The sequence below is a fragment of the Flavobacterium sp. genome, assembly GCF_027531905.1.
GTDB lineage: Bacteria > Bacteroidota > Bacteroidia > Flavobacteriales > Flavobacteriaceae > Flavobacterium.
The window spans coordinates 21,057-39,920 of the sequence record NZ_JAPZSU010000023.1 but is presented as its reverse complement, the minus strand read 5'-3'; the positions used below and the strand labels follow the sequence as shown (position 1 = coordinate 39,920).

The 18,864-nt window shown below is 34.3% G+C and carries 17 protein-coding genes; 12 read left to right on the top strand and 5 right to left on the bottom strand.

All coding sequences use genetic code 11. The annotated features are described in order from the left end of the window. Positions 1-381 precede the first annotated feature (381 nt). Entirely contained in the window at positions 382-2,586 is a 2,205-nt protein-coding gene (gene katG, locus O9307_RS07280) for a catalase/peroxidase HPI (protein WP_298297061.1), read from the bottom strand. 222 nt (positions 2,587-2,808) lie between these two features. Then, positions 2,809-4,740, bottom strand: coding sequence for an amino acid permease (locus tag O9307_RS07275; protein ID WP_298297058.1), 1,932 nt, complete (start codon positions 4,738-4,740; stop codon positions 2,809-2,811). A 1,133-nt stretch (positions 4,741-5,873) separates the two neighbouring features. Between O9307_RS07275 and O9307_RS07270 the strand changes: the two genes are divergently transcribed. From O9307_RS07270 to O9307_RS07230, 9 genes are all read left to right on the top strand, one after another. Next, on the top strand, positions 5,874-6,251 hold the full coding sequence (locus O9307_RS07270) for a histidine kinase dimerization/phospho-acceptor domain-containing protein (RefSeq protein WP_298297056.1): 378 nt from the start codon (positions 5,874-5,876) through the stop codon (positions 6,249-6,251). 81 nt (positions 6,252-6,332) lie between these two features. Continuing rightward, a complete protein-coding gene (locus O9307_RS07265) occupies positions 6,333-6,911 on the top strand; it encodes a hypothetical protein (RefSeq protein ID WP_298297054.1) in 579 nt (192 codons plus the stop codon). A gap of 254 nt (positions 6,912-7,165) precedes the next feature. Further along, on the top strand, positions 7,166-8,704 hold the full coding sequence (locus O9307_RS07260) for a family 10 glycosylhydrolase (RefSeq protein ID WP_298297052.1): 1,539 nt from the start codon (positions 7,166-7,168) through the stop codon (positions 8,702-8,704). A gap of 21 nt (positions 8,705-8,725) precedes the next feature. Then, positions 8,726-10,045: an MFS transporter gene (locus tag O9307_RS07255; RefSeq protein ID WP_298297049.1), complete on the top strand. Its 1,320-nt coding sequence runs from the start codon at positions 8,726-8,728 to the stop codon at positions 10,043-10,045. Between the two features lie 55 nt (positions 10,046-10,100). Further along, the gene (locus tag O9307_RS07250) at positions 10,101-10,907 is read left to right on the top strand and encodes a KilA-N domain-containing protein (protein WP_298297046.1); all 807 of its coding nucleotides are present in this window, start codon (positions 10,101-10,103) and stop codon (positions 10,905-10,907) included. A 67-nt stretch (positions 10,908-10,974) separates the two neighbouring features. Continuing rightward, positions 10,975-12,570: a glycoside hydrolase family 3 N-terminal domain-containing protein gene (locus O9307_RS07245; protein WP_298297043.1), complete on the top strand. Its 1,596-nt coding sequence runs from the start codon at positions 10,975-10,977 to the stop codon at positions 12,568-12,570. A 395-nt stretch (positions 12,571-12,965) separates the two neighbouring features. Next, positions 12,966-13,604 (top strand): peroxiredoxin, encoded by a 639-nt coding sequence (locus tag O9307_RS07240; RefSeq protein WP_064714688.1) that lies wholly within the window; start codon positions 12,966-12,968, stop codon positions 13,602-13,604. 105 nt (positions 13,605-13,709) lie between these two features. Next, on the top strand, positions 13,710-14,018 hold the full coding sequence (locus O9307_RS07235) for a thioredoxin family protein (RefSeq protein ID WP_159683558.1): 309 nt from the start codon (positions 13,710-13,712) through the stop codon (positions 14,016-14,018). A 54-nt stretch (positions 14,019-14,072) separates the two neighbouring features. After that, a complete protein-coding gene (locus O9307_RS07230; RefSeq protein WP_298297038.1) occupies positions 14,073-14,330 on the top strand; it encodes a hypothetical protein in 258 nt (85 codons plus the stop codon). Positions 14,331-14,410: 80 nt separating this feature from the next. Here O9307_RS07230 and O9307_RS07225 read toward each other — a convergent pair whose 3' ends face one another. Continuing rightward, positions 14,411-14,968 (bottom strand): DUF4494 domain-containing protein, encoded by a 558-nt coding sequence (locus O9307_RS07225; RefSeq protein WP_298297035.1) that lies wholly within the window; start codon positions 14,966-14,968, stop codon positions 14,411-14,413. A 243-nt stretch (positions 14,969-15,211) separates the two neighbouring features. Here O9307_RS07225 and O9307_RS07220 point away from each other — a divergent pair, with 243 nt between their 5' ends. Both O9307_RS07220 and O9307_RS07215 read left to right on the top strand, forming a co-directional pair. Continuing rightward, on the top strand, positions 15,212-15,646 hold the full coding sequence (locus O9307_RS07220; RefSeq protein WP_298297032.1) for a thioesterase family protein: 435 nt from the start codon (positions 15,212-15,214) through the stop codon (positions 15,644-15,646). 12 nt (positions 15,647-15,658) lie between these two features. Then, positions 15,659-16,048 (top strand): DUF1398 family protein, encoded by a 390-nt coding sequence (locus O9307_RS07215; protein WP_298297029.1) that lies wholly within the window; start codon positions 15,659-15,661, stop codon positions 16,046-16,048. A 37-nt stretch (positions 16,049-16,085) separates the two neighbouring features. Here O9307_RS07215 and O9307_RS07210 read toward each other — a convergent pair whose 3' ends face one another. Together O9307_RS07210 and O9307_RS07205 are read right to left on the bottom strand one after the other, a co-directional pair. Next, a complete protein-coding gene (locus O9307_RS07210; RefSeq protein ID WP_298297026.1) occupies positions 16,086-17,126 on the bottom strand; it encodes an RluA family pseudouridine synthase in 1,041 nt (346 codons plus the stop codon). After that, positions 17,116-17,742: a PASTA domain-containing protein gene (locus O9307_RS07205; RefSeq protein WP_298297023.1), complete on the bottom strand. Its 627-nt coding sequence runs from the start codon at positions 17,740-17,742 to the stop codon at positions 17,116-17,118. Before O9307_RS07205 ends, O9307_RS07210 begins: the two co-directional genes overlap by 11 nt. 120 nt (positions 17,743-17,862) lie before the next feature. Here O9307_RS07205 and O9307_RS07200 point away from each other — a divergent pair, with 120 nt between their 5' ends. Beyond that, positions 17,863-18,834, top strand: coding sequence for a D-alanine--D-alanine ligase (locus O9307_RS07200; RefSeq protein WP_298297020.1), 972 nt, complete (start codon positions 17,863-17,865; stop codon positions 18,832-18,834). Positions 18,835-18,864: the final 30 nt, after the last annotated feature.

Here is an 18,864-nt window from a genome sequence, read left to right as displayed (position 1 = left end):
GTAAATTAAGTCCAGTAGAATTTGAAAATAAATGGGTTAATGATGACTCTTTTTCTAAGCCGATTTTAACTATTTTTGATAATGAGAAAATATAACGTGGCATAAAACGAGAATAACTTTTTTCGGCTTTTTAATTAAGCCAAAAAGTTATTTCCCGTTTTAGCCAAAAGACTAAAATGAAAGATAAACAATTAAAAAACGGTCAACTCTAATTAGGGAAGTACACAAAATTCAACTCGCCTTTGGGAATACTAAAAAAACGTTTTACTTCAGGACAAATTGATGTAGAAGAATTTCATAGATTGAAAAAAACGTTGGAAGAATTGTAAACAAAAAGTGGGCTCAAAAGCCCACTTTTCTATAGCATAGTGTAACATAAATTTACACTAAATCAAAACGATCAGCATTCATCACTTTGGTCCAAACTTTAATAAAGTCGGTAACAAACTTTTCTTTGTTGTCGTCTTGTGCATATACCTCAGCATAAGCTCTTAAAACAGAATTAGAGCCAAAAACCAAATCAACTCTAGTAGCTGTCCATTTGGTAGCCCCAGATTTTTTATCCACAATGTGATACAAATTATCACCTTCGGGCTTCCAACTGTAGTTCATATCGGTTAGATTAACGAAGAAATCATTGCTAAGCACACCTTCATTGTTGGTGAATACCCCGTGTTTGGTTCCTCCATAATTTGTACCCAAAACACGCATACCGCCTAATAAAACCGTCATTTCAGAAGCTGTTAATCCAAGAAGTTGGGCTTTGTCGAGCATTAATTCTTCAGGTTGTACCACATATTTTGCTTTCATGAAATTTCTAAAAGCATCATTAGTAGGTTCTAAAACCTCAAACGATTCTACATCGGTCATTTCTTGCGTAGCATCTCCTCTACCTGCATGGAAAGGTACTTTTACATTAAAACCACCTTCTTGTGCTGCTCTTTCTATAGCGGCACTTCCACCTAAAACAATCAAATCGGCAAGACTTACTTTTTTAGACAAACTTGCTTGAATTTCGGTAAGCTTGGCAATTACTTTTTGCAATCTTTCTGGCTCATTAGCTTGCCAATCTTTTTGTGGTGTTAATCGGATTCGAGCACCGTTGGCTCCGCCTCTAAAATCAGAACCTCTAAACGTTCTAGCGCTATCCCAAGCAGTATTGATTAATTCTGCTCTATTCAATCCGCTGTTTAATAGGGTAACTTTTAGTTGTTCGATTTCTGCATCCGACAAGGTGTACTCCACTTTTGGAATAGGATCTTGCCAAATCAAATCTTCTTTTGGCACATCGGCTCCCAAATAACGTTCTTTTGGTCCTAAATCACGATGCGTCAATTTAAACCAAGCTCTAGCAAATACTTCAGAGAAATACACTGGATCTTTATAAAAACGCTCAGAAATTGCTCGGTATGCTGGATCCATTTTCATAGCCATATCAGCATCTGTCATGATTGGATTTCTTCGTACTGATGGATTGTGAGCGTCAAAAGGTTTATCTTCTTCTTTGATGTTGGTCGGTTCCCATTGCCAAGCACCTGCAGGGCTTTTGGTTAACGCCCAATCATGATTCAACAACAAATCAAAATATTCGTTATCCCAACGAGTAGGATTAGTAGTCCAAGATCCTTCCAAACCACTAGTTACCGTATCGCTAGCATTTCCATTTCCTTTGGGGTTCAACCATCCTAAGCCTTGATTTTCAATTGCGCCACCTTCTGGTTCTGGGCCTAATTTTGATGCATCTCCATTTCCGTGTGCTTTTCCAACGGTATGCCCACCGGCAGTTAATGCCACCGTTTCTTCATCGTTCATTGCCATACGTTGAAAAGTGATACGAACATCGTGTGCCGTTTTTAAAGGATCGGGTTGTCCGTCTACTCCTTCTGGATTCACATAAATCAAACCCATCATTACAGATGCCAATGGGTTTTCTAAATCTCTTTCTCCTGAATATCTGCTGCCTTCACTACCGCTTTTGGCTAACCATTCTTTTTCTGCTCCCCAATACACGTCTTTTTCTGGATGCCAAATATCTTCACGACCTCCTGAAAAACCAAATGTTTTGAGTCCCATCGATTCATAAGCCATAGTCCCTGCTAATATTATCAAATCGGCCCATGAAATTTTGTTACCATATTTCTTTTTAATCGGCCACAATAACCTTCTGGCTTTATCCAAATTACCATTATCAGGCCAACTGTTTAGCGGAGCAAAACGAATGTTTCCTGTTCCTGCGCCTCCACGACCATCTGCAATTCTGTACGTACCGGCAGAATGCCACGCCATTCTGATCATCAAACCACCATAATGTCCCCAATCAGCAGGCCACCACTCTTGACTTTCTGTCATGAAAGCTTTTAAATCATTTTTTAATGCTTCTAAATCTAATTTTTTAAATTCTTCAGCATAATTAAAAGACGCTCCTAAAGGATTGGTTTTATTATCGTGCTGATGAAGAATATCTAAGTTGAGGGATTTAGGCCACCAATCTTGATTGCTTGCACCTGAGTTTGCGATTTTAGTTAGCGCTCCGCTAGAAAACGGACATTTACCACTTCCGTTAGAAGAATTACTGTTACTTTCCATAGTATGTTTAATTTAATTGATAGCTTAATGCATGCTAATTTACCATAGTTTTATCTGTTGATTAATTATTTTTAATAGATAATAACTATCATGAAAATTTAAAACATTATGTATAAAGATATTAAAAGAAAAGTAAGTCCGTATATTTTATCAACACTTTTAAATTAAGGCATAAAAAAACCTCTTAGTTTGTGTTAAGAGGTTGCTTATTTATGAATGCTTTTATAAAGTAATAGTATTCAATTTACTGTTTTTTCGACTGTAGCTGAAGTAAATCACCAAACCAATTAATAACCAAACGCCAAAATAAATCCAATTCCAGACACTTAATTCGGCCATCATATAAAGACAACAAATTAATCCAAGAAGAGGAATTAAAGATAAATTTTGTTTGTAAGCCCAAACACATAATACAATTAATGAGAACAAGAAAATCCACATAGGTATTTTGTGTTTAAATAACTTAAAACCACTTTCATATTTTTTGGCATCTGAAATTGGCAATCCAGCTACAACTGTCGCATATTTTGAATCATCTTCGGCATGTATACTCAATAAATTTTCTAAATCTGATGATGACTCGACCGCTGATTCTCCTTCTAAAGCAGTTAAATAGGCTGAAACCTTTTGAGTTTCTTCTTTATTCAATGAAGTCACAATGGCAGAAGGTTCATTGACTTGCGTTTTATTGGTAATAAAATCCATTGTAGCTTTTTCATTATATCCAAAAGCAAAAACTAAACCTATTATTAAAAGAAGAGGCATAATATATTTTGAATTCACATAGGGCGTCTTGAATTTCCCTCGTGGAATATCTGGTTTGTTCTGCAAGGCTAGTACACCAGCACATACTAATACAAAAGCAAATAAAGTTCCGATACTGCATAAATCGGTAACCATAGTTAAGTTTAGGAACAAAGCGGGTACAGCTACTACAAAACCAGTAACAATTGTGGCAAAAGAAGGTGTCTTGAATTTTGGGTGTACTGTTGAAAATTTCTTTGGCAACAAACCATCCCTACTCATACTCATCCAAATACGAGGTTGCCCCATTTGAAAAACTAATAACACACTGGCCATGGCAATAACGGCAGAAACTGCAATAATCCCAGACATCCATTTTAAATCTAATTTATCAAATACAAAAGCCAATGGATCACCAACATTCAGTTCGTTGTAACTCACCATTCCAGTCAAAACCAAAGCGATTGCAATATATAAAAGTGTGCACAAAATAATAGCCCACATCATTCCTTTTGGCAAATCGCGTTGAGGATCTTTACATTCTTCGGCTGTAGTCGAAATTGCATCAAAACCAATATAAGCAAAAAACACCGCAGAGACTCCCTTTAGTACCCCAGAAACGCCATTAGGTGCAAAAGGAGACCAATTAGCTGTATCCACGTAAAAGATTCCAACTGCAATTACTAATAATACGATACACACTTTTATGGCAACCATTAGATTACTAGCATTTCGCGACTCTTTCATACCACGGTATACTAAAGCTGTAATTAATATAATAATCAACAAAGCAGGTAAATCGGCTACTAAATGAAAAGAACCAATAGTTGGAGATGTTGTCCAAGCGGTATAAGCAGCTTGATTGACAGCCGATAAATTCTCAAAAGATTTACCACCTTGCATTAAAGCTGTTGCGTGCTTAAAGCCATTAGAGGCCGTTAAATAATCCATTTGCACCCATTGCGGCAATGTAATACCACCACTTTGCAGCAGTCCAGTAAAATAATCACTCCACGAGATGGCTACAGTAATATTTCCGACAGCATATTCCATGATTAAGGCCCATCCGATAATCCAAGCTATAAGTTCCCCAAAAGCTACATAAGAATACGTATAAGCACTGCCCGAAACAGGTACCATTGAGGCGAATTCAGCATAAGCAAATGCAGCAAAACTACAAGCTACAGCTGTAAACAAAAACAAGAAAATCACCGCTGGACCTCCATCTGCACTAGCTTTACCAATGGTACTAAAAATTCCAGCACCTACAATGGCAGCAATACCAAATGCAGTTAAATCACGAGCAGTTAAGTGTTTTCCTAATGCATCATGCCCGTCTAAATTATTTTTTTCAACTTGTTTTAAAATGTCTTGAACAGTCTTTTTCCTAAATAAACCTTTTAATGCCATGTTCTAAATTTTATCGGTAATGGTTAATTAATATATGCTTTGCAAATAAATGCTTTTAAAACTGAAAATTAAATTATTGTATCATTAAAATATAAAACAAGTTAGTTCATAACTTGCTTTATTTTCAAAACTTTATAATAAACACAAATAATTCTTTTTTAATGCAATAAAAAAGTCAAATATATACATAAAACCAATATAGAAGAGAAAATTAATAATTATATGATAATTATTTACTAACATCTAAATCACATAGTGTATAATTATCTTACTAATGTGTCATGCAATCATCTAATTTAATACGAAAAATAAAAAATACTGAAACAAAAAAATATTAAAATTCAATATTTGGCTTTATCTAAAAATAAACTAAAAAATGGTTTTGAATTGCATAGTAAATTGCAATTTATAAATAATCATCATTTAGCAGTTACAACCAATGCATCAAGATTTAGTCTTTAGCATAAATAATTTGGCAGCAAAAACGAAAGCACACCATTACCATTGGCTGATAATGTATTTTTTGCATTTAATTTTGCAAATAAAATTAGATAATTACCATTATTGATGACATTGCAAATCTCAATCTATCACCTAATTCAAACCTCTTTGTAGTTACGTTTGCAATCGATAATTTGTGAGCAAAACTTTTCCATTTTATTACTTTTATCTGTTATACCTAAAAAAATAATCTCCGCCTATTTTTATTAGTTTAAAAAAATCTATGTCATTAAAAAGCAAAAGGAAAATATACGTAAGAAATAAATTAATAATTTAAAATGCAATTATTACATAATTTATGTTTTTATCTAATTTTTCCTAAAAAATGTGTTAATACGCAACTTTTTATTTATTTATTTATTAGATAAAGAATAGTAAATACCAATTAATATCATTAATTTTAAAGTAATATAAAAAACAGACGTTCATTAGACAAGCCAAACAAGGTTTAAGCATTCCGACAAAAAAAAGAATTCTTATTTAAACACTAATTCTTTCCTTCTCCATACCTTCTTTATTTATTGTAATAAACTTAAAGTGTACGAAATGGATAATAAAAAAGAAATCAATAGTTTTATTGTTATTTATCAAATCCGAAGAATTACAAACAAATTATTGCACTAGATAGTGAAGTGGATACGTATATAAATACCAAAAAAAAACTTACTTCTGAAATTAATGATTTAAAAAAATCACTAATTGACTTACAAATAGAAAAAGAAGACTTAAGCATTCAAGTTCTTCAGCAATTTAAAGAATTGAAAGGATCGGAAAAATCACTAAAAAGTGATATCCATAAAGGTCTGGAAGAAATCATGTTTACCATATCCCACAAAGTTCGTTTACCACTTACTAATATATTAGGACTAGCTAATCTATTAACCATTATTGGCAATACCAACGAAGAAAATCTAGAATTCATTGAACTAATCAAGGATTCAGCAAGAGATTTAGATAAAATTACTAAAGAACTTAGCTCTTTTATTTATGAGCTCAATCATAAAAAATAAAACTATTCTATTTAATGAACAAACAACAACTCAAAAAACAGAAAAACATGCCTTAGAATTCTAACTTAAAACCTAAACACGATGAAAACATTTATTTTATTACTAGTAAGCGTCATCGCATTTGCACAAAATGAAAAAGAAAATTATCTATCATTTTCTGGCGCATTAGACGCGCGAAACTTGGTTTCTGGCAGTGAACCTACGAATAATAAAAGTGGTTTGAATTATTTTTTACAATTTGCAATGGTTTCAAGGAATTTTGAAATTAATGTAGGTTATGAACGTTTTGATATGATTCAATTTAGTAAAAACACCATAGGTTTAGGGTACCACATTCCGCTATATGCAAGAATTGGCAGCATGCATATTAAATCTGTTATAATTCCATCGATAGAACCCACTCTGATCAACAGATGGGGAAATTGGGGAGGAGGCATTTCCGTTGAACAAAAAAGCTCTCACTTATCGATAGGTGCTAATCTAGCCTATCGGATTCACATCTCTGATTCGATTGCAGTAGAATATTTATTCAATGCATTACCAAGAGTAGACATTAATGCCATGTATGGAAACTCAAATTGGAAAGAAAGAAGAAGTATCAATGGAATTCCGATAGTTGGAAGTAATTATATAAAATTAGTTTATAAAATTGGTAAATAATTTCAATTCCAAAAAATAATAACCACTTTATTTTTACCTTTTTTGCCCAAAATAAAACCACTTTCAAAATTACATTGAAAGTGGTTTATTTTTTTCTAAACGCATATGTATTTAAACCCAAAAGCCATTAATCATAAAACAAAACCTTTCAAAGCATGTCGTTTGACTAGCAACTTTATGAACTTATTTAGAACATTATTCGTTTTTCTAAAGTAAAAAAAACTATTTTTGAAAGCATTATAAACGATTACAAAATGACCAAAAACAAAGTAATTCTCCCTATTTTAATTTTTTTAATAGCTACCGTCACTAAAGGGTATACTCAAAAAAAAGATCATTTCCCAAAAAATGAATTCAGAGGTGTTTGGATTGCCACGGTAGTCAACATTGATTGGCCTAAAAAAAGTACCGACTCCGTTGCCAAACAAAAAGCAGATTATTTAAAAATACTTGATACCTATCAAAAGCTAAATTACAATGCAGTTATTGTACAAATCCGAAGTGTTGGTGATGCATTTTATCCATCAGATTTAGCGCCTTGGTCTCGATTTTTGACTGGGAAAGAAGGAAAAGCGCCTACCCCATATTATGACACCTTAGAATGGATGATTGACGAAGCTCACCAAAGAGGATTTGAATTTCATGCTTGGTTAAACCCTTATCGCGCTACATTCGATCTAAATAAAGCACAATTGAGCCCCAACCATGACATTTTTAAACATCCAGAATGGATGATTACTTATGGCGGAAAAATGTACTACAATCCTGCACTACCTGAGGTTCAAAATCATTTGGCTTTGGTGGTTGAAGAAGTAGTCCAAAAATACGATATAGATGCCATTCATTTTGATGATTACTTTTATCCTTACAAAATCAAAGGTGAGGCCTTTAATGATTCGGAATCTTTCAAAAAATATGGTAACGGTATGAACTTGGAAGATTGGAGAAGAAACAATGTAACCACTTTTGTCAAAAACATTCATTCGGTCATCAAAAATCACAAGCCTTGGGTGCAATTTGGCATTAGCCCTTTTGGCGTTTGGAGAAACAAGTCAGTAGATCCAAAAGGTTCTGATACACAATCGGGACAAACCAATTATGATGATTTGTACGCCGATCCCATTCTTTGGATGCAAAACAAATGGATTGATTACCTGTTGCCCCAATTGTACTGGAGCATTGACCACAAAACCGCTTCTTATGCTAAATTGTTAAAATGGTGGTCAGAAAATACGAGTGGTGTTAATCTCTACATGGGCAACGGCAGTTACAAAATCAAAGCCGATTCAGATAAAAAATGGAACAACATTCACGAAATTCCCAACCAAATTGATTTAACCAGAAGCTATCCCAACGTGCAAGGGAATGCATTTTTCAGCGCCAAATGCTTTGTAAACAGCAATAGAGACGTTACGCAATTGTTACAAAGTCATCAATATAAATATCCTGCCATTCCATTGCCTGTTCCCAATTCTAAACACATTGTAATCGATACACCTGTAGTTAATAAAATTGAAATTGATTCGGCCAATTGTACTTTTACTTTACCAATACCTTTGAATACAAAAATTCGTTATGTAGTGGTGTATGGTGCCAAAAGAGATTCTAAAATCGACCTTCAAGAAGCCAGTCAAATTATGAAGAAATATTTTGTTGACCCAAAAGCAACAATAATTAATTTTAGTATTTCACTAAGCGATGTTGATAAGAAAAAAGCTTTTGCCCTTACTTTTATTGACTTTTACGGCAATGAAAGCAAAGAGACCATCATTGATTTACCCAAAGAAGACTAACCCACCCTTTCCGAACACTTTATGAAATCAGAAAAAACGCCTTGGCTTTGGATACCGCTTTTGAATTTTGCATCAGGTTTTCCGTATGCCATAATCATTTCAGTATCTGTTTTGATGTACAAAAATTTAGGCATCAGCAATGAAGATATTGGAATGTACACTAGTTTACTCTACTTGCCTTGGGTGATTAAACCGCTTTGGAGTCCATTTATCGATTTGCACGCTACCAAAAGAAAATGGTTTTTGGCAATGCAATTGGTCATTTCCATTGCTTTTTTAATCGTTGGATTAACCATTCCGATGCAACATTTTTTTGTATTGAGTTTGGCTTTATTTTGGGTGGGTGCTTTTGCTTCTGCTTCTAATGATGTGGCTATTGATGGATTCTATTTATTGGCGTTAACCAAAGACAAACAATCTTTTTTCTTAGGGATTCGCAGTACTTTTTACCGTTTATCGATGCTTACCGCCAATGGTGTAATTGTACTTTTGGCTGGATTTTTAGAAGAAAAATACGGAGACAAAAGTAAAGCTTGGTCGTATACTATGCTCGTTGTAGCTTTGATTATGATTTTCATCACGGTCTACAACTTTTTTATGACACCAAACCCAGAAATTGAACAGGAATACATAAAAAGTAATGCCAATCATAAAGGAAGTTTTACCGAAGTATTCGCTACTTTTTTCCAAAAGAAACAAATTGGATTGATTCTGACATTCATATTAGTATATCGATTGGGAGAATCACAATTGATGAAGATGCTTTCTCCTTTTTTGATTGATGATGTAGCCAAAGGCGGAATGGGATTAAGTACCGAAGATGTTGGGATTATTTACGGAACCTTTGGAGTATTCGCTTTGGTAATTGGTGGAATCATTGGAGGCATCGTCATCTCGAGGGACGGTCTAGGAAAATGGATGCTCCCAATGATTTTAACGATGCATTTGCCAATTATTGGGTTTGTTTATTTATCGCATTATCATCCATCAGATATTGTTAACCTTCATTTTGAATTCTTAAAGATTATTTTTGATTATAATTTAAATCCACACATAACTGCGGTCGTTGTGATTGAACAATTTGGTTATGGTTTTGGTTTTGCTGCTTTCATGATGTATTTGATTTATGTAGCCGAAGGAGAATCCAAAACCTCCCACTACTCTATCGCTACTGGATTTATGGCTTTGGGAATGATGCTTCCCGGAATGGCAAGTGGTTATATTCAAGAGTATTTGGGTTATGGTAACTTCTTTATTTGGGTATTTTTAGCAACAATTCCCGGAATTATTTTATCTCGCTTTTTGATTTTTCCTTATGATTTTGGAAAAAAAGAAAGTTAATTTGATTCTATAAAAGTAAATTTAGTCTAAAACAAATTGATTAACTGTAGTTTAAATGGCAAAATTAAACGTACAAGGAAAAGAGATAACGATAATTCAATCCAACAATCAAGATTATATTTCTATCACTGATATGTTGAAAGCTAAAGATGGAGATTTTTTTATATCGGATTGGTTAAGAAACAGAAATACTATTGAATATTTAGGTATTTGGGAGCGAATTCATAATTCAAATTTTAATTATGGCGAATTCGCCATAATTAAAAGCCAAGCAGGCTTAAATAACTACAAATTAAGTGTAAAAGAATGGGTAGAAAAAACTAATGCAATTGGCATTAAAGCTACCTCTGGCAGATACGGTGGTACTTATGCTCATCAAGATATAGCTTTTGAATTTGGGATGTGGATAAGTCCAGAATTCAAAATTTATTTGGTTAAAGAATTCCAAAGATTAAAATCAGAAGAGAACAGTCTAAATAAACTTGAATGGAATTTACAAAGGACTATTTCTAAAATAAATTATAGAATCCATACAGATGCTATAAAGGAAAATTTAGTTCCAAAAAGCTTAACTACTCATCAAAAAAATTTAATTTATGCTGATGAAGCTGATATCTTAAATGTAGCTCTTTTTGGTAAGACCGCTAAAGAATGGCGTAGCGAAAATCAAAATGAAAAAGGCAACATAAGAGATACAGCAACAATTGAACAACTTGTTGTGCTATCAAATCTTGAAAGTATTAATGCAATGCTAATATCACAAAAAATTAATCAGCAAGAAAGATTAATAAAGTTGAATGAAATAGCCATTACACAAATGAAATCTCTTGTAAATTCAAAATCATTATCAAAAACTAAGTAAAAAAAGCTTTTTTTATCCTCAAATCCGTAATTCATTAACATACCTATACTAATTTAAAGTATAAACAATGACAACCGAACAAAAAATAGGACAATTCTTTTTTCCCGCTGTATTTATTAACGACAGCGAGGAAAACATTCAGGCAACAGAACACTTGATTCGTGAATACAATATTGGTGGTTTGACCTTTTTTCATAGTCGAGCTAGTGCGGCTACCAATTATGAAGGCAACAAAAAAATTGAATTCAATGATGAAAGTTACGAGCGATTAAAAGCCTTAATTATTCGTTACCAAAAAGCGGCAAAAACTCCGCTATTAATGAGTATAGATGCCGAATGGGGTTTGGCGATGCGTGTTGAAAAAACACCTCAATATCCTTATGCCATTACACTTGGAGCTATTCCTGTAGCAGATAAAGAGTTGGTCTATGAAATAGGAAAACAAATTGGAAAAGACTTACAATCGGCTGGTATACATTACAACTTGTCTCCTTTGGCAGACATTAATACTGACCCAAACAATCCTGTAATTGGGTATCGGTCTTTTGGAGAAGACAAAAACAAAGTTACCACCTTTGCTTTGGAATATTTAAGAGGAATGACAGCTGCGGGAATTTTGGGTTGTTTAAAACACTTCCCAGGTCACGGTAATACCAATGTCGATTCGCATTTAGGATTGCCCGTTCTGAATGAGAACTTAGACGAGTTACTATCTAATGAATTAGTTCCTTTTATCGAAGGAATTGAAAACAAGGTCGACTCTATAATGATTGGGCATTTGGCTGTTCCTGCTCTAAACAATGGTGCAAATACCTCGGCTACACTTTCAAAAGCAGTGATTGAAGGTTTGCTTAGAGAACGATTGGGATACGATGGTTTGGTGATTTCGGATGCTTTGAATATGCATAGTGTTTCCAAACTGTACCCAACTAAAGGGATTTTGGAATGGGAAGCTTTTAATGCTGGAAACGATGTGTTGTGCTTTGCAGAAAATGTACCCGAAGGGATTCAGGAAATTTTAAAAAGAGCTGATATTTCAAGAATTGAAGCCAGTTTTGAACGTATTTGGAAATGCAAAGTACAAGCTGGATTGATTACTGAAAGCAAAATTGAAACAACTGATTTAGATTGGAAATCTACAGCTATAATCAACCAAAAATGTGCTGAAAAAGCCATCACATTAGTAAAAAAAGACAGCACCTCATCTATATCTGACTTCATTAGTAATGGTGGAAGCGTGGCAAAAGTGAGTGTTTATAGAGAAAGTGATAATCCATTCTTTGAAGGATTAAAAGATACCATTCAGGGAGATTCTTTTTCGATTGCATTGGGAGAGGAAAATCTGGAGGAAAAACTACAAGCAATAGACAAATATGACACTTTGGTTATTGCTTTATTTGTACCGAAGGCCAAACCATTGGCAAAATTTGAAATTGAAGAAGCATTAATCACTTGGCTAAGTGAAGTGGTGTTGACTAAGAAAGTAGTGTTTCATTTGTTTGGAAATCCGTATGCACTGCAAGTGCTTCAGAATATTATGGCCACCAAAATTGTTGTCGTAGCCTATCAAGACCTTATTGAATTTCAAGAAGTAGCGGCTCAAAAAATAGTATTGAACCAAGCATACGAAGGAACTTTACCCGTCACTTTGCTTTTGAAATAACTAAATGTAAAAAATATAGAAACGATAGTTGTAAGCTATCGTTTTTTTTTGACTAATGCTCACAAGAAAGCCCATTGCTGCTTTTTAGCCCCGATGGGAGCGGCATCCTTGATTGCCGGGGTTCGGCAAGCAAGATATAGCGGAGAGCGGGACTTTGTTTCCATAAGAGCCTAAAGTTTCCTGCTCCTAAAAATTAGCCAAAATACACCCACAAACCACTAGCTATCAATATTTTAAAATATCTACTACGTTTTCGTTAAAAACTGTTGATTTTTTACAAAATAAGCAACTCCTATCCAATTATAGTTAATTATAATTAAAATTTTGAATAACTCGTACACTTACTAATTACCTTTGCCGAACAGAAATAATCAAAATTTTAAATTATAATCATTATGTCATTAGTAGGTAAAAAATTTCCAAGTATTGCGGTTGATGCTATCTCTGAAATGGGAGACAATTTGAAAATCAACATTTTTGAAGAAGCAGTAAACAACAACAAAAAAGTATTGTTGTTCTGGTATCCAAAAGATTTCACTTTTGTATGTCCAACTGAATTACACGCTTTTCAAGCCGCTTTACCAGAATTTGAAAAAAGAAATACAATTGTAATTGGTGCTTCTTGCGATACTAACGAAGTACACTTTGCTTGGTTGAACACACCAAAAAACAATGGTGGTATCGAGGGAGTAACGTACCCAATCTTGGCTGACACTAACAGAAACTTGGCTAACATTTTAGGTATTTTGGATATCGAATCTACTAGCTACAGCGAAGAAACTGATTCTGTAATTCTTGAAGGTTCTAACGTAACTTACAGAGCTACTTATTTGATTGACGAAACTGGAAAAATTTTCCACGAAAGTGTTAACGATATGCCATTAGGTCGTAACGTAAACGAATATTTGCGTATGGTAGATGCTTACACTCACATTCAAGTAAAAGGTGAAGTTTGTCCTGCTAACTGGGAAGCTGGTAAAGAAGCAATGAATGCTGACAGAAAAAGTACTGCTGAATACTTAAGCTTAAACTAATAACAAGTTCCAAATTTTAAATTCCAAATTCCAATGTAGTTCGTTTTAGGACTATCAAAAATTGGAATTTGGGATTTTAAAAAAATGAATTTTAAAATTTAAATTATGTTAATCGAATTAAACGAAGATACGTTAGGTGCTTTGGTAGCACAAAACGAAAAAGTAGTGGTTCAATATTCGGCTTCTTGGTGTGGTAATTGCAGAATTATGAAACCAAAATTCAAAAAAATGGCCACTGAAAACGAAAACCTAACGTTTGTTTTGGTGGATGCTGAAAATTCACCTGAATCTAGAAAGTTAGCTAATGTGAGTAACCTACCTACTTTTGCTACGTTTGTTGGAGGAAAATTAGTTAACGAAACACAAACTAATAAAGCAGAAGTTTTAGCCGATTTAGTAAAAGAAATCGCTTAAGAAAACGAGTTACCCTAACTCACAATTATTTCCAATCTTTATACATTTATTCCAATGAAATTACCTGTTATCAAACACTTGACTCAATTTATAGAAGAAAACGACCAAGATTACATCATTGAAACTATAGAAGTTTTAGAAGCACTTACAGAAGTTCCTTCTTTGAAAGACGAAGAGTTGGATGTGATAGGCGAATTGATTTCGAATATGTATGGTGCTTTGGAAGTAAATAAAATGGTGAAAACAGGTACAGATAAAAAAGAAGCTTTGAACACGTTCATGAAGCGTGTTTTAGGATCGATTGATAAATAGATTCTGTTTCACAAAACATTAAAAAGCCTGCAAAGACAAAGTTTTTGCAGGTTTTTTTGATTAAATAAAACTAAAACAAACTATTCCATTTCTTCAAGTAATTCTGCTTTTAAGGCTTCGGTTTCATAGGTGTCCGTATCGAATTTGGGTGCCGTAGATGCTTTTAAGGCATTGAAACGCTCAAGTGCTTCCGTTTCGTCTTCTTCTCCACTAAAGTAAGGAAAAACGTCCATAATAGGAGATTCAGATATAGCTGGAATTGTGTATTCACCCATGGTGTTTTTCATGGCAATAGTCGTGTTATCAAATGCTTCTTTTACATCATTGGCTTGTACCAAAAGATACATATTAGTCTTGCGCTCCTTGCCACTTTCTTCGTCAAAAGCCAATAAAGACACTTTTGATTTGAACCAACGATCGGCATTTTCAAAAGGATGTATTTCGGCATAATTGCCCACTTTTATGTTGGTAATCTTGAATTCTTCACTGATATAAGCCGCCATTTCTTCGTTGATTCTTTTTTCAGCCTCGGTATAGGATAAGGCATCTACCAAGTAAGGTTCGGTGGTAATCTTTTGTCCGCCAGTTTCATCGGTTTTTCTGTACTTTACTTTGCATTCGTACCAAATTGTGCTCATTTTGTTTTTTTTTAGGGAGCCAAAGATAACGTAAGCTAAAATAAAAAGGAACGTTTCTATAAATAGATATTCACAATTTTAAAGTAGTAAATGCATTATTCAATAAACCAACGTATAAAAAAACAACAAGTTAAACTTTGTTGAATAGCAATAATTGAGCTTGCAATTTCTATTTCTTTCTCCCACAAAACGATATATATTTGTAATTTTGTCGTTTCATTACAAAAGAATAAAAAAATACTTATGGCTACCTTTAGCAAACAACTTTCCTTTCGTTGGTCCGATTTAGATCCCAATTTTCATATGCGACACAGTGCTTATTATGATTTTGGCGCGCAACATCGTATTGAAATTTTAGAAGAATTAGGTCTAACGTTGCGAGTGATGAAAACCGAACATTTTGGTCCTGTTTTATTTAGAGAAGAATGTGTTTTTAGAAAAGAGATTAACCTTTCGGATACCATTGTTATGCAAACGAAAATTGCAAAAATGAAACCCGATGCTTCACGCTGGTCTATCGTACATGAATTTTACCGAGACGAGGTCTTGTGTGCTACCATTACGGTAGATGGTGCATGGATGGACACCAAATTAAGAAAATTAGCCCAACCTACCCCTCAAATTGTTGTCGATGCATTGAATTCGTTTCCAAAAACTTCCGATTTTATTTCACTTTAATATAAAAAAATTATGTTTACAATTGCTCAAATTAAAGCGGCGCATGCTAAAGTAAAATCAGGTGCCGATTTCCCAAAGTACATTCAAGATTTAATCAACTTAGGAGTATTAGGTTATGATACTTTTGTTGCCGATGGTCATGTTGAATATTTTGGCGCGGATAACTACAGAACGACGGCTACAGAAACCTATGCTACTTTAGCAGTAGCTACTTCTGCAAATAAAGAACGATTTATAGAATTCTTAGTAATGCATCAAGAAGGTCAAACCGATTATTTGACTTTTTGCAAACAAGCTGCTCAATGCGGGATAGCACAATGGACCGTAAATATCATCGAAAAAACGTGTACGTATTTTGACAACAACCAGAACAGTATTCTGATTGAGAAAATACTTCTTTAATAGAAAAAGGACTTGTTTTAAATACAAGTCCTTTTGTTTATTCTTCTTCGCTAGTTTCGTGCGTCTTGCAATAATTGCGCCATCTATCAATACAATCTTGAAAATCTGCTGGTATTTCTGTATCAAAACGCATCATTTCGCCTGTCGTTGGATGAACAAAACCTAAGGTTTTAGCATGCAAAGCTTGTCTCGGCAGGGCTTTAAAGCAATTTTCTATAAACTGCTTGTATTTTGTAAACGTTGTCCCTTTAAGTATTAAATGCCCTCCATAACGTTCGTCATTGAACAACGGATGACCAATGTGTTTCATGTGCGCTCTAATCTGGTGAGTTCTTCCTGTTTCTAACTGACAAGAAATCAAAGTAACATAACCAAAACGCTCTAACACTTTATAATGAGTAATAGCTGGTTTCCCAATTTCTGGATCATCAAAAACAGCCATTTGCATTCTATCTTTTAAGTGACGTGCTAGGTTCCCTTCAATGGTTCCGCTATCAGCAACAACATTTCCCCAAACCAAAGCAATATATTCACGTTCTGTAGTTTTGGCCTCAAATTGTTTTGCCAAATGTGTCATAGCTGCTTCCGTTTTTGCAACTACCAACAAACCCGAAGTATCTTTATCAATACGATGTACCAATCCAGGGCGCTCGCTACTGTTCATCGGTAGATTATCAAAATGATGTGCCAAAGCATTCACTAAAGTTCCCGTATAATTCCCATGTCCGGGATGTACCACCATTCCAGGATCTTTGTTAACCAACAATAAAGCAGCATCTTCATAAACGATATTCAACGGAAGATCTTCGGGAAGAATATGATTCTCAAAGGGTGGATGCGATAACATCACCGTTATTACATCAAAAGGCTTGACTTTATAATTGGATTTTACAGGAATATCATTTACAAAAATATTCCCATCCGTAGCGGCATTCTGAATTTTATTTCGGGTAGCATTCTGAATCAAGTTCATCAAATACTTATCAATTCTCAAAATAGCTTGCCCCTTAGGAACCTCAAATCGATAATGTTCAAATAACTCGTCTTCTAAATCTAATGTTTCGGTATTATTGTTCATTCAAAGGTGTTTCTGATTCTACAGCAGGCGCTTGCAAAGTATCTTTAGCCGCTTCATCTTCATAAGTAGCTTTTCCATCTCCTAAGACCAAATCAATTTTAGAGGCTTTCAAAACTCGATCTCCCGCTTTTAGATTTCTACCTTTAAAGCGCATTTCAAGAACCATGTCTTTGGCTAAATTCGGAATATAAGTGACTGTCCCTGCTTCAAGTCCTAAAGCTTTTAGCGTGGGTACGGCTTCACGGTAGGTTTTCTCTATTAAATTTGGAATCTGAACTGAAGAAAATCCTGAAGAATTAATTTTAATGTATACTTTTCGACCTACTTTTACTTTGGTTCCTGGTAAAGGATCTTGCTCTACTACGCTAAATTTTGGATAATCATCTCTATAATCTACAGAGTCTAAAAGCTCATAATCCAAGTCCAAATCATCCAACTTCTCTTCTACTTGTTCTTCGGTTAGTTTAGCTAAATTCGGAACCGCAATTTCATGCCCATGATCGGTTGTAAATGTTAACCAATGCATAAACAAATAAGCCAAAACAGCAATAATAGCAATAGCTATAAACAATTGACCGAAAAAAACGCGACTAGTAAGATACTTACGTAAACTCATAAATTAATTTTTAAGAAGCAACAAAGATAAAGGTATTTCGTTTCAAAAAAAATGATAATTTTGTTTTGAATACGTTTAATCTTTTAATCGATTAAACGGTTAACCGATTAAACTTTTAAAATGAAAAACATTGCCATCATCATGGGAGGTTATTCTAGTGAATACAAAATCTCCCTAATTAGCGGAAACGTAGTCTACCAAACCCTTGACAAAACCAAGTATACTGGATTTAGAATACACATCTTCAAAGAAAAATGGGTGTATGTAGATGCAAATGATGCCGAATTCCCAATCGATCGCAATGACTTTTCGGTAACTGTAAACGGAACAAAAATTACCTTTGACTGTGTGTTCAATGCTATTCACGGAACTCCCGGAGAAGATGGATTACTACAAGCCTATTTTGAACTTTTGGGTATTCCACAAACGGCATGCAATTACTATCAAGCCGCATTGACCTTTAACAAAAGAGATCTTTTATCGGTTTTAAAACCCTATGGCATCAAAACCGCAACTTCGTATTATCTAAACAAAGGCGACCTTATAAATACTACCGAAATCGTAAAAAAAGTAGGATTGCCTTGCTTCGTAAAACCGAATAAAGCTGGTTCTAGTTTTGGAATTTCTAAAGTAAAAACAGAAGCTGAATTACCAATCGCTATCGAAGTTGCTTATAAAGAAGATAACGAAATCATCATCGAAAGTTTCTTAGATGGAACAGAGGTCTCTGTTGGTGTAATTAACTACCAAGGAAAAATAACCGTTTTACCGATTACTGAAATTGTTTCTGACAATGATTTCTTTGATTACGAGGCCAAATATGAGGGTAAATCACAAGAAATTACTCCCGCTCGTATTTCTGATGAAATGACTCAAAAAGTAGGCGAAATTGCAAAACGCGCCTATGAAGTTTTGAAAATGAAAGGCTTCTCTAGAAGTGAATTCATAATTGTCGATGGCGAACCGCACATGCTAGAAATGAATACTATTCCTGGTCTAACTACCGAAAGTTTGATTCCACAACAAGCGAGAGCTGCTGGAATTTCTCTTGAAGATTTGTTTACTAATGCTATTGAGTTAGCACTAAATTAAGTTTCTGAGTCGCTAAGATTCTAAGCCACT

Bases quoted from the DNA above. Each gene is read 5' to 3' on its own strand.
- O9307_RS07200 (WP_298297020.1), top strand. From the start codon at position 17,863: ATGAAAAACATTGCCATCATCATGGGAGGTTATTCTAGTGAATACAAA.
- katG (WP_298297061.1), bottom strand. From the start codon at position 2,586: ATGGAAAGTAACAGTAATTCTTCTAACGGAAGTGGTAAATGTCCGTTT.
- O9307_RS07210 (WP_298297026.1), bottom strand. From the start codon at position 17,126: ATGAACAATAATACCGAAACATTAGATTTAGAAGACGAGTTATTTGAA.
- O9307_RS07230 (WP_298297038.1), top strand. From the start codon at position 14,073: ATGAAATTACCTGTTATCAAACACTTGACTCAATTTATAGAAGAAAAC.
- O9307_RS07245 (WP_298297043.1), top strand. From the start codon at position 10,975: ATGACAACCGAACAAAAAATAGGACAATTCTTTTTTCCCGCTGTATTT.
- O9307_RS07265 (WP_298297054.1), top strand. From the start codon at position 6,333: ATGAAAACATTTATTTTATTACTAGTAAGCGTCATCGCATTTGCACAA.
- O9307_RS07275 (WP_298297058.1), bottom strand. From the start codon at position 4,740: ATGGCATTAAAAGGTTTATTTAGGAAAAAGACTGTTCAAGACATTTTA.
- O9307_RS07205 (WP_298297023.1), bottom strand. From the start codon at position 17,742: ATGAGTTTACGTAAGTATCTTACTAGTCGCGTTTTTTTCGGTCAATTG.
- O9307_RS07255 (WP_298297049.1), top strand. From the start codon at position 8,726: ATGAAATCAGAAAAAACGCCTTGGCTTTGGATACCGCTTTTGAATTTT.
- O9307_RS07215 (WP_298297029.1), top strand. From the start codon at position 15,659: ATGTTTACAATTGCTCAAATTAAAGCGGCGCATGCTAAAGTAAAATCA.
- O9307_RS07260 (WP_298297052.1), top strand. From the start codon at position 7,166: ATGACCAAAAACAAAGTAATTCTCCCTATTTTAATTTTTTTAATAGCT.
- O9307_RS07225 (WP_298297035.1), bottom strand. From the start codon at position 14,968: ATGAGCACAATTTGGTACGAATGCAAAGTAAAGTACAGAAAAACCGAT.
- O9307_RS07250 (WP_298297046.1), top strand. From the start codon at position 10,101: ATGGCAAAATTAAACGTACAAGGAAAAGAGATAACGATAATTCAATCC.
- O9307_RS07220 (WP_298297032.1), top strand. From the start codon at position 15,212: ATGGCTACCTTTAGCAAACAACTTTCCTTTCGTTGGTCCGATTTAGAT.
- O9307_RS07240 (WP_064714688.1), top strand. From the start codon at position 12,966: ATGTCATTAGTAGGTAAAAAATTTCCAAGTATTGCGGTTGATGCTATC.
- O9307_RS07235 (WP_159683558.1), top strand. From the start codon at position 13,710: ATGTTAATCGAATTAAACGAAGATACGTTAGGTGCTTTGGTAGCACAA.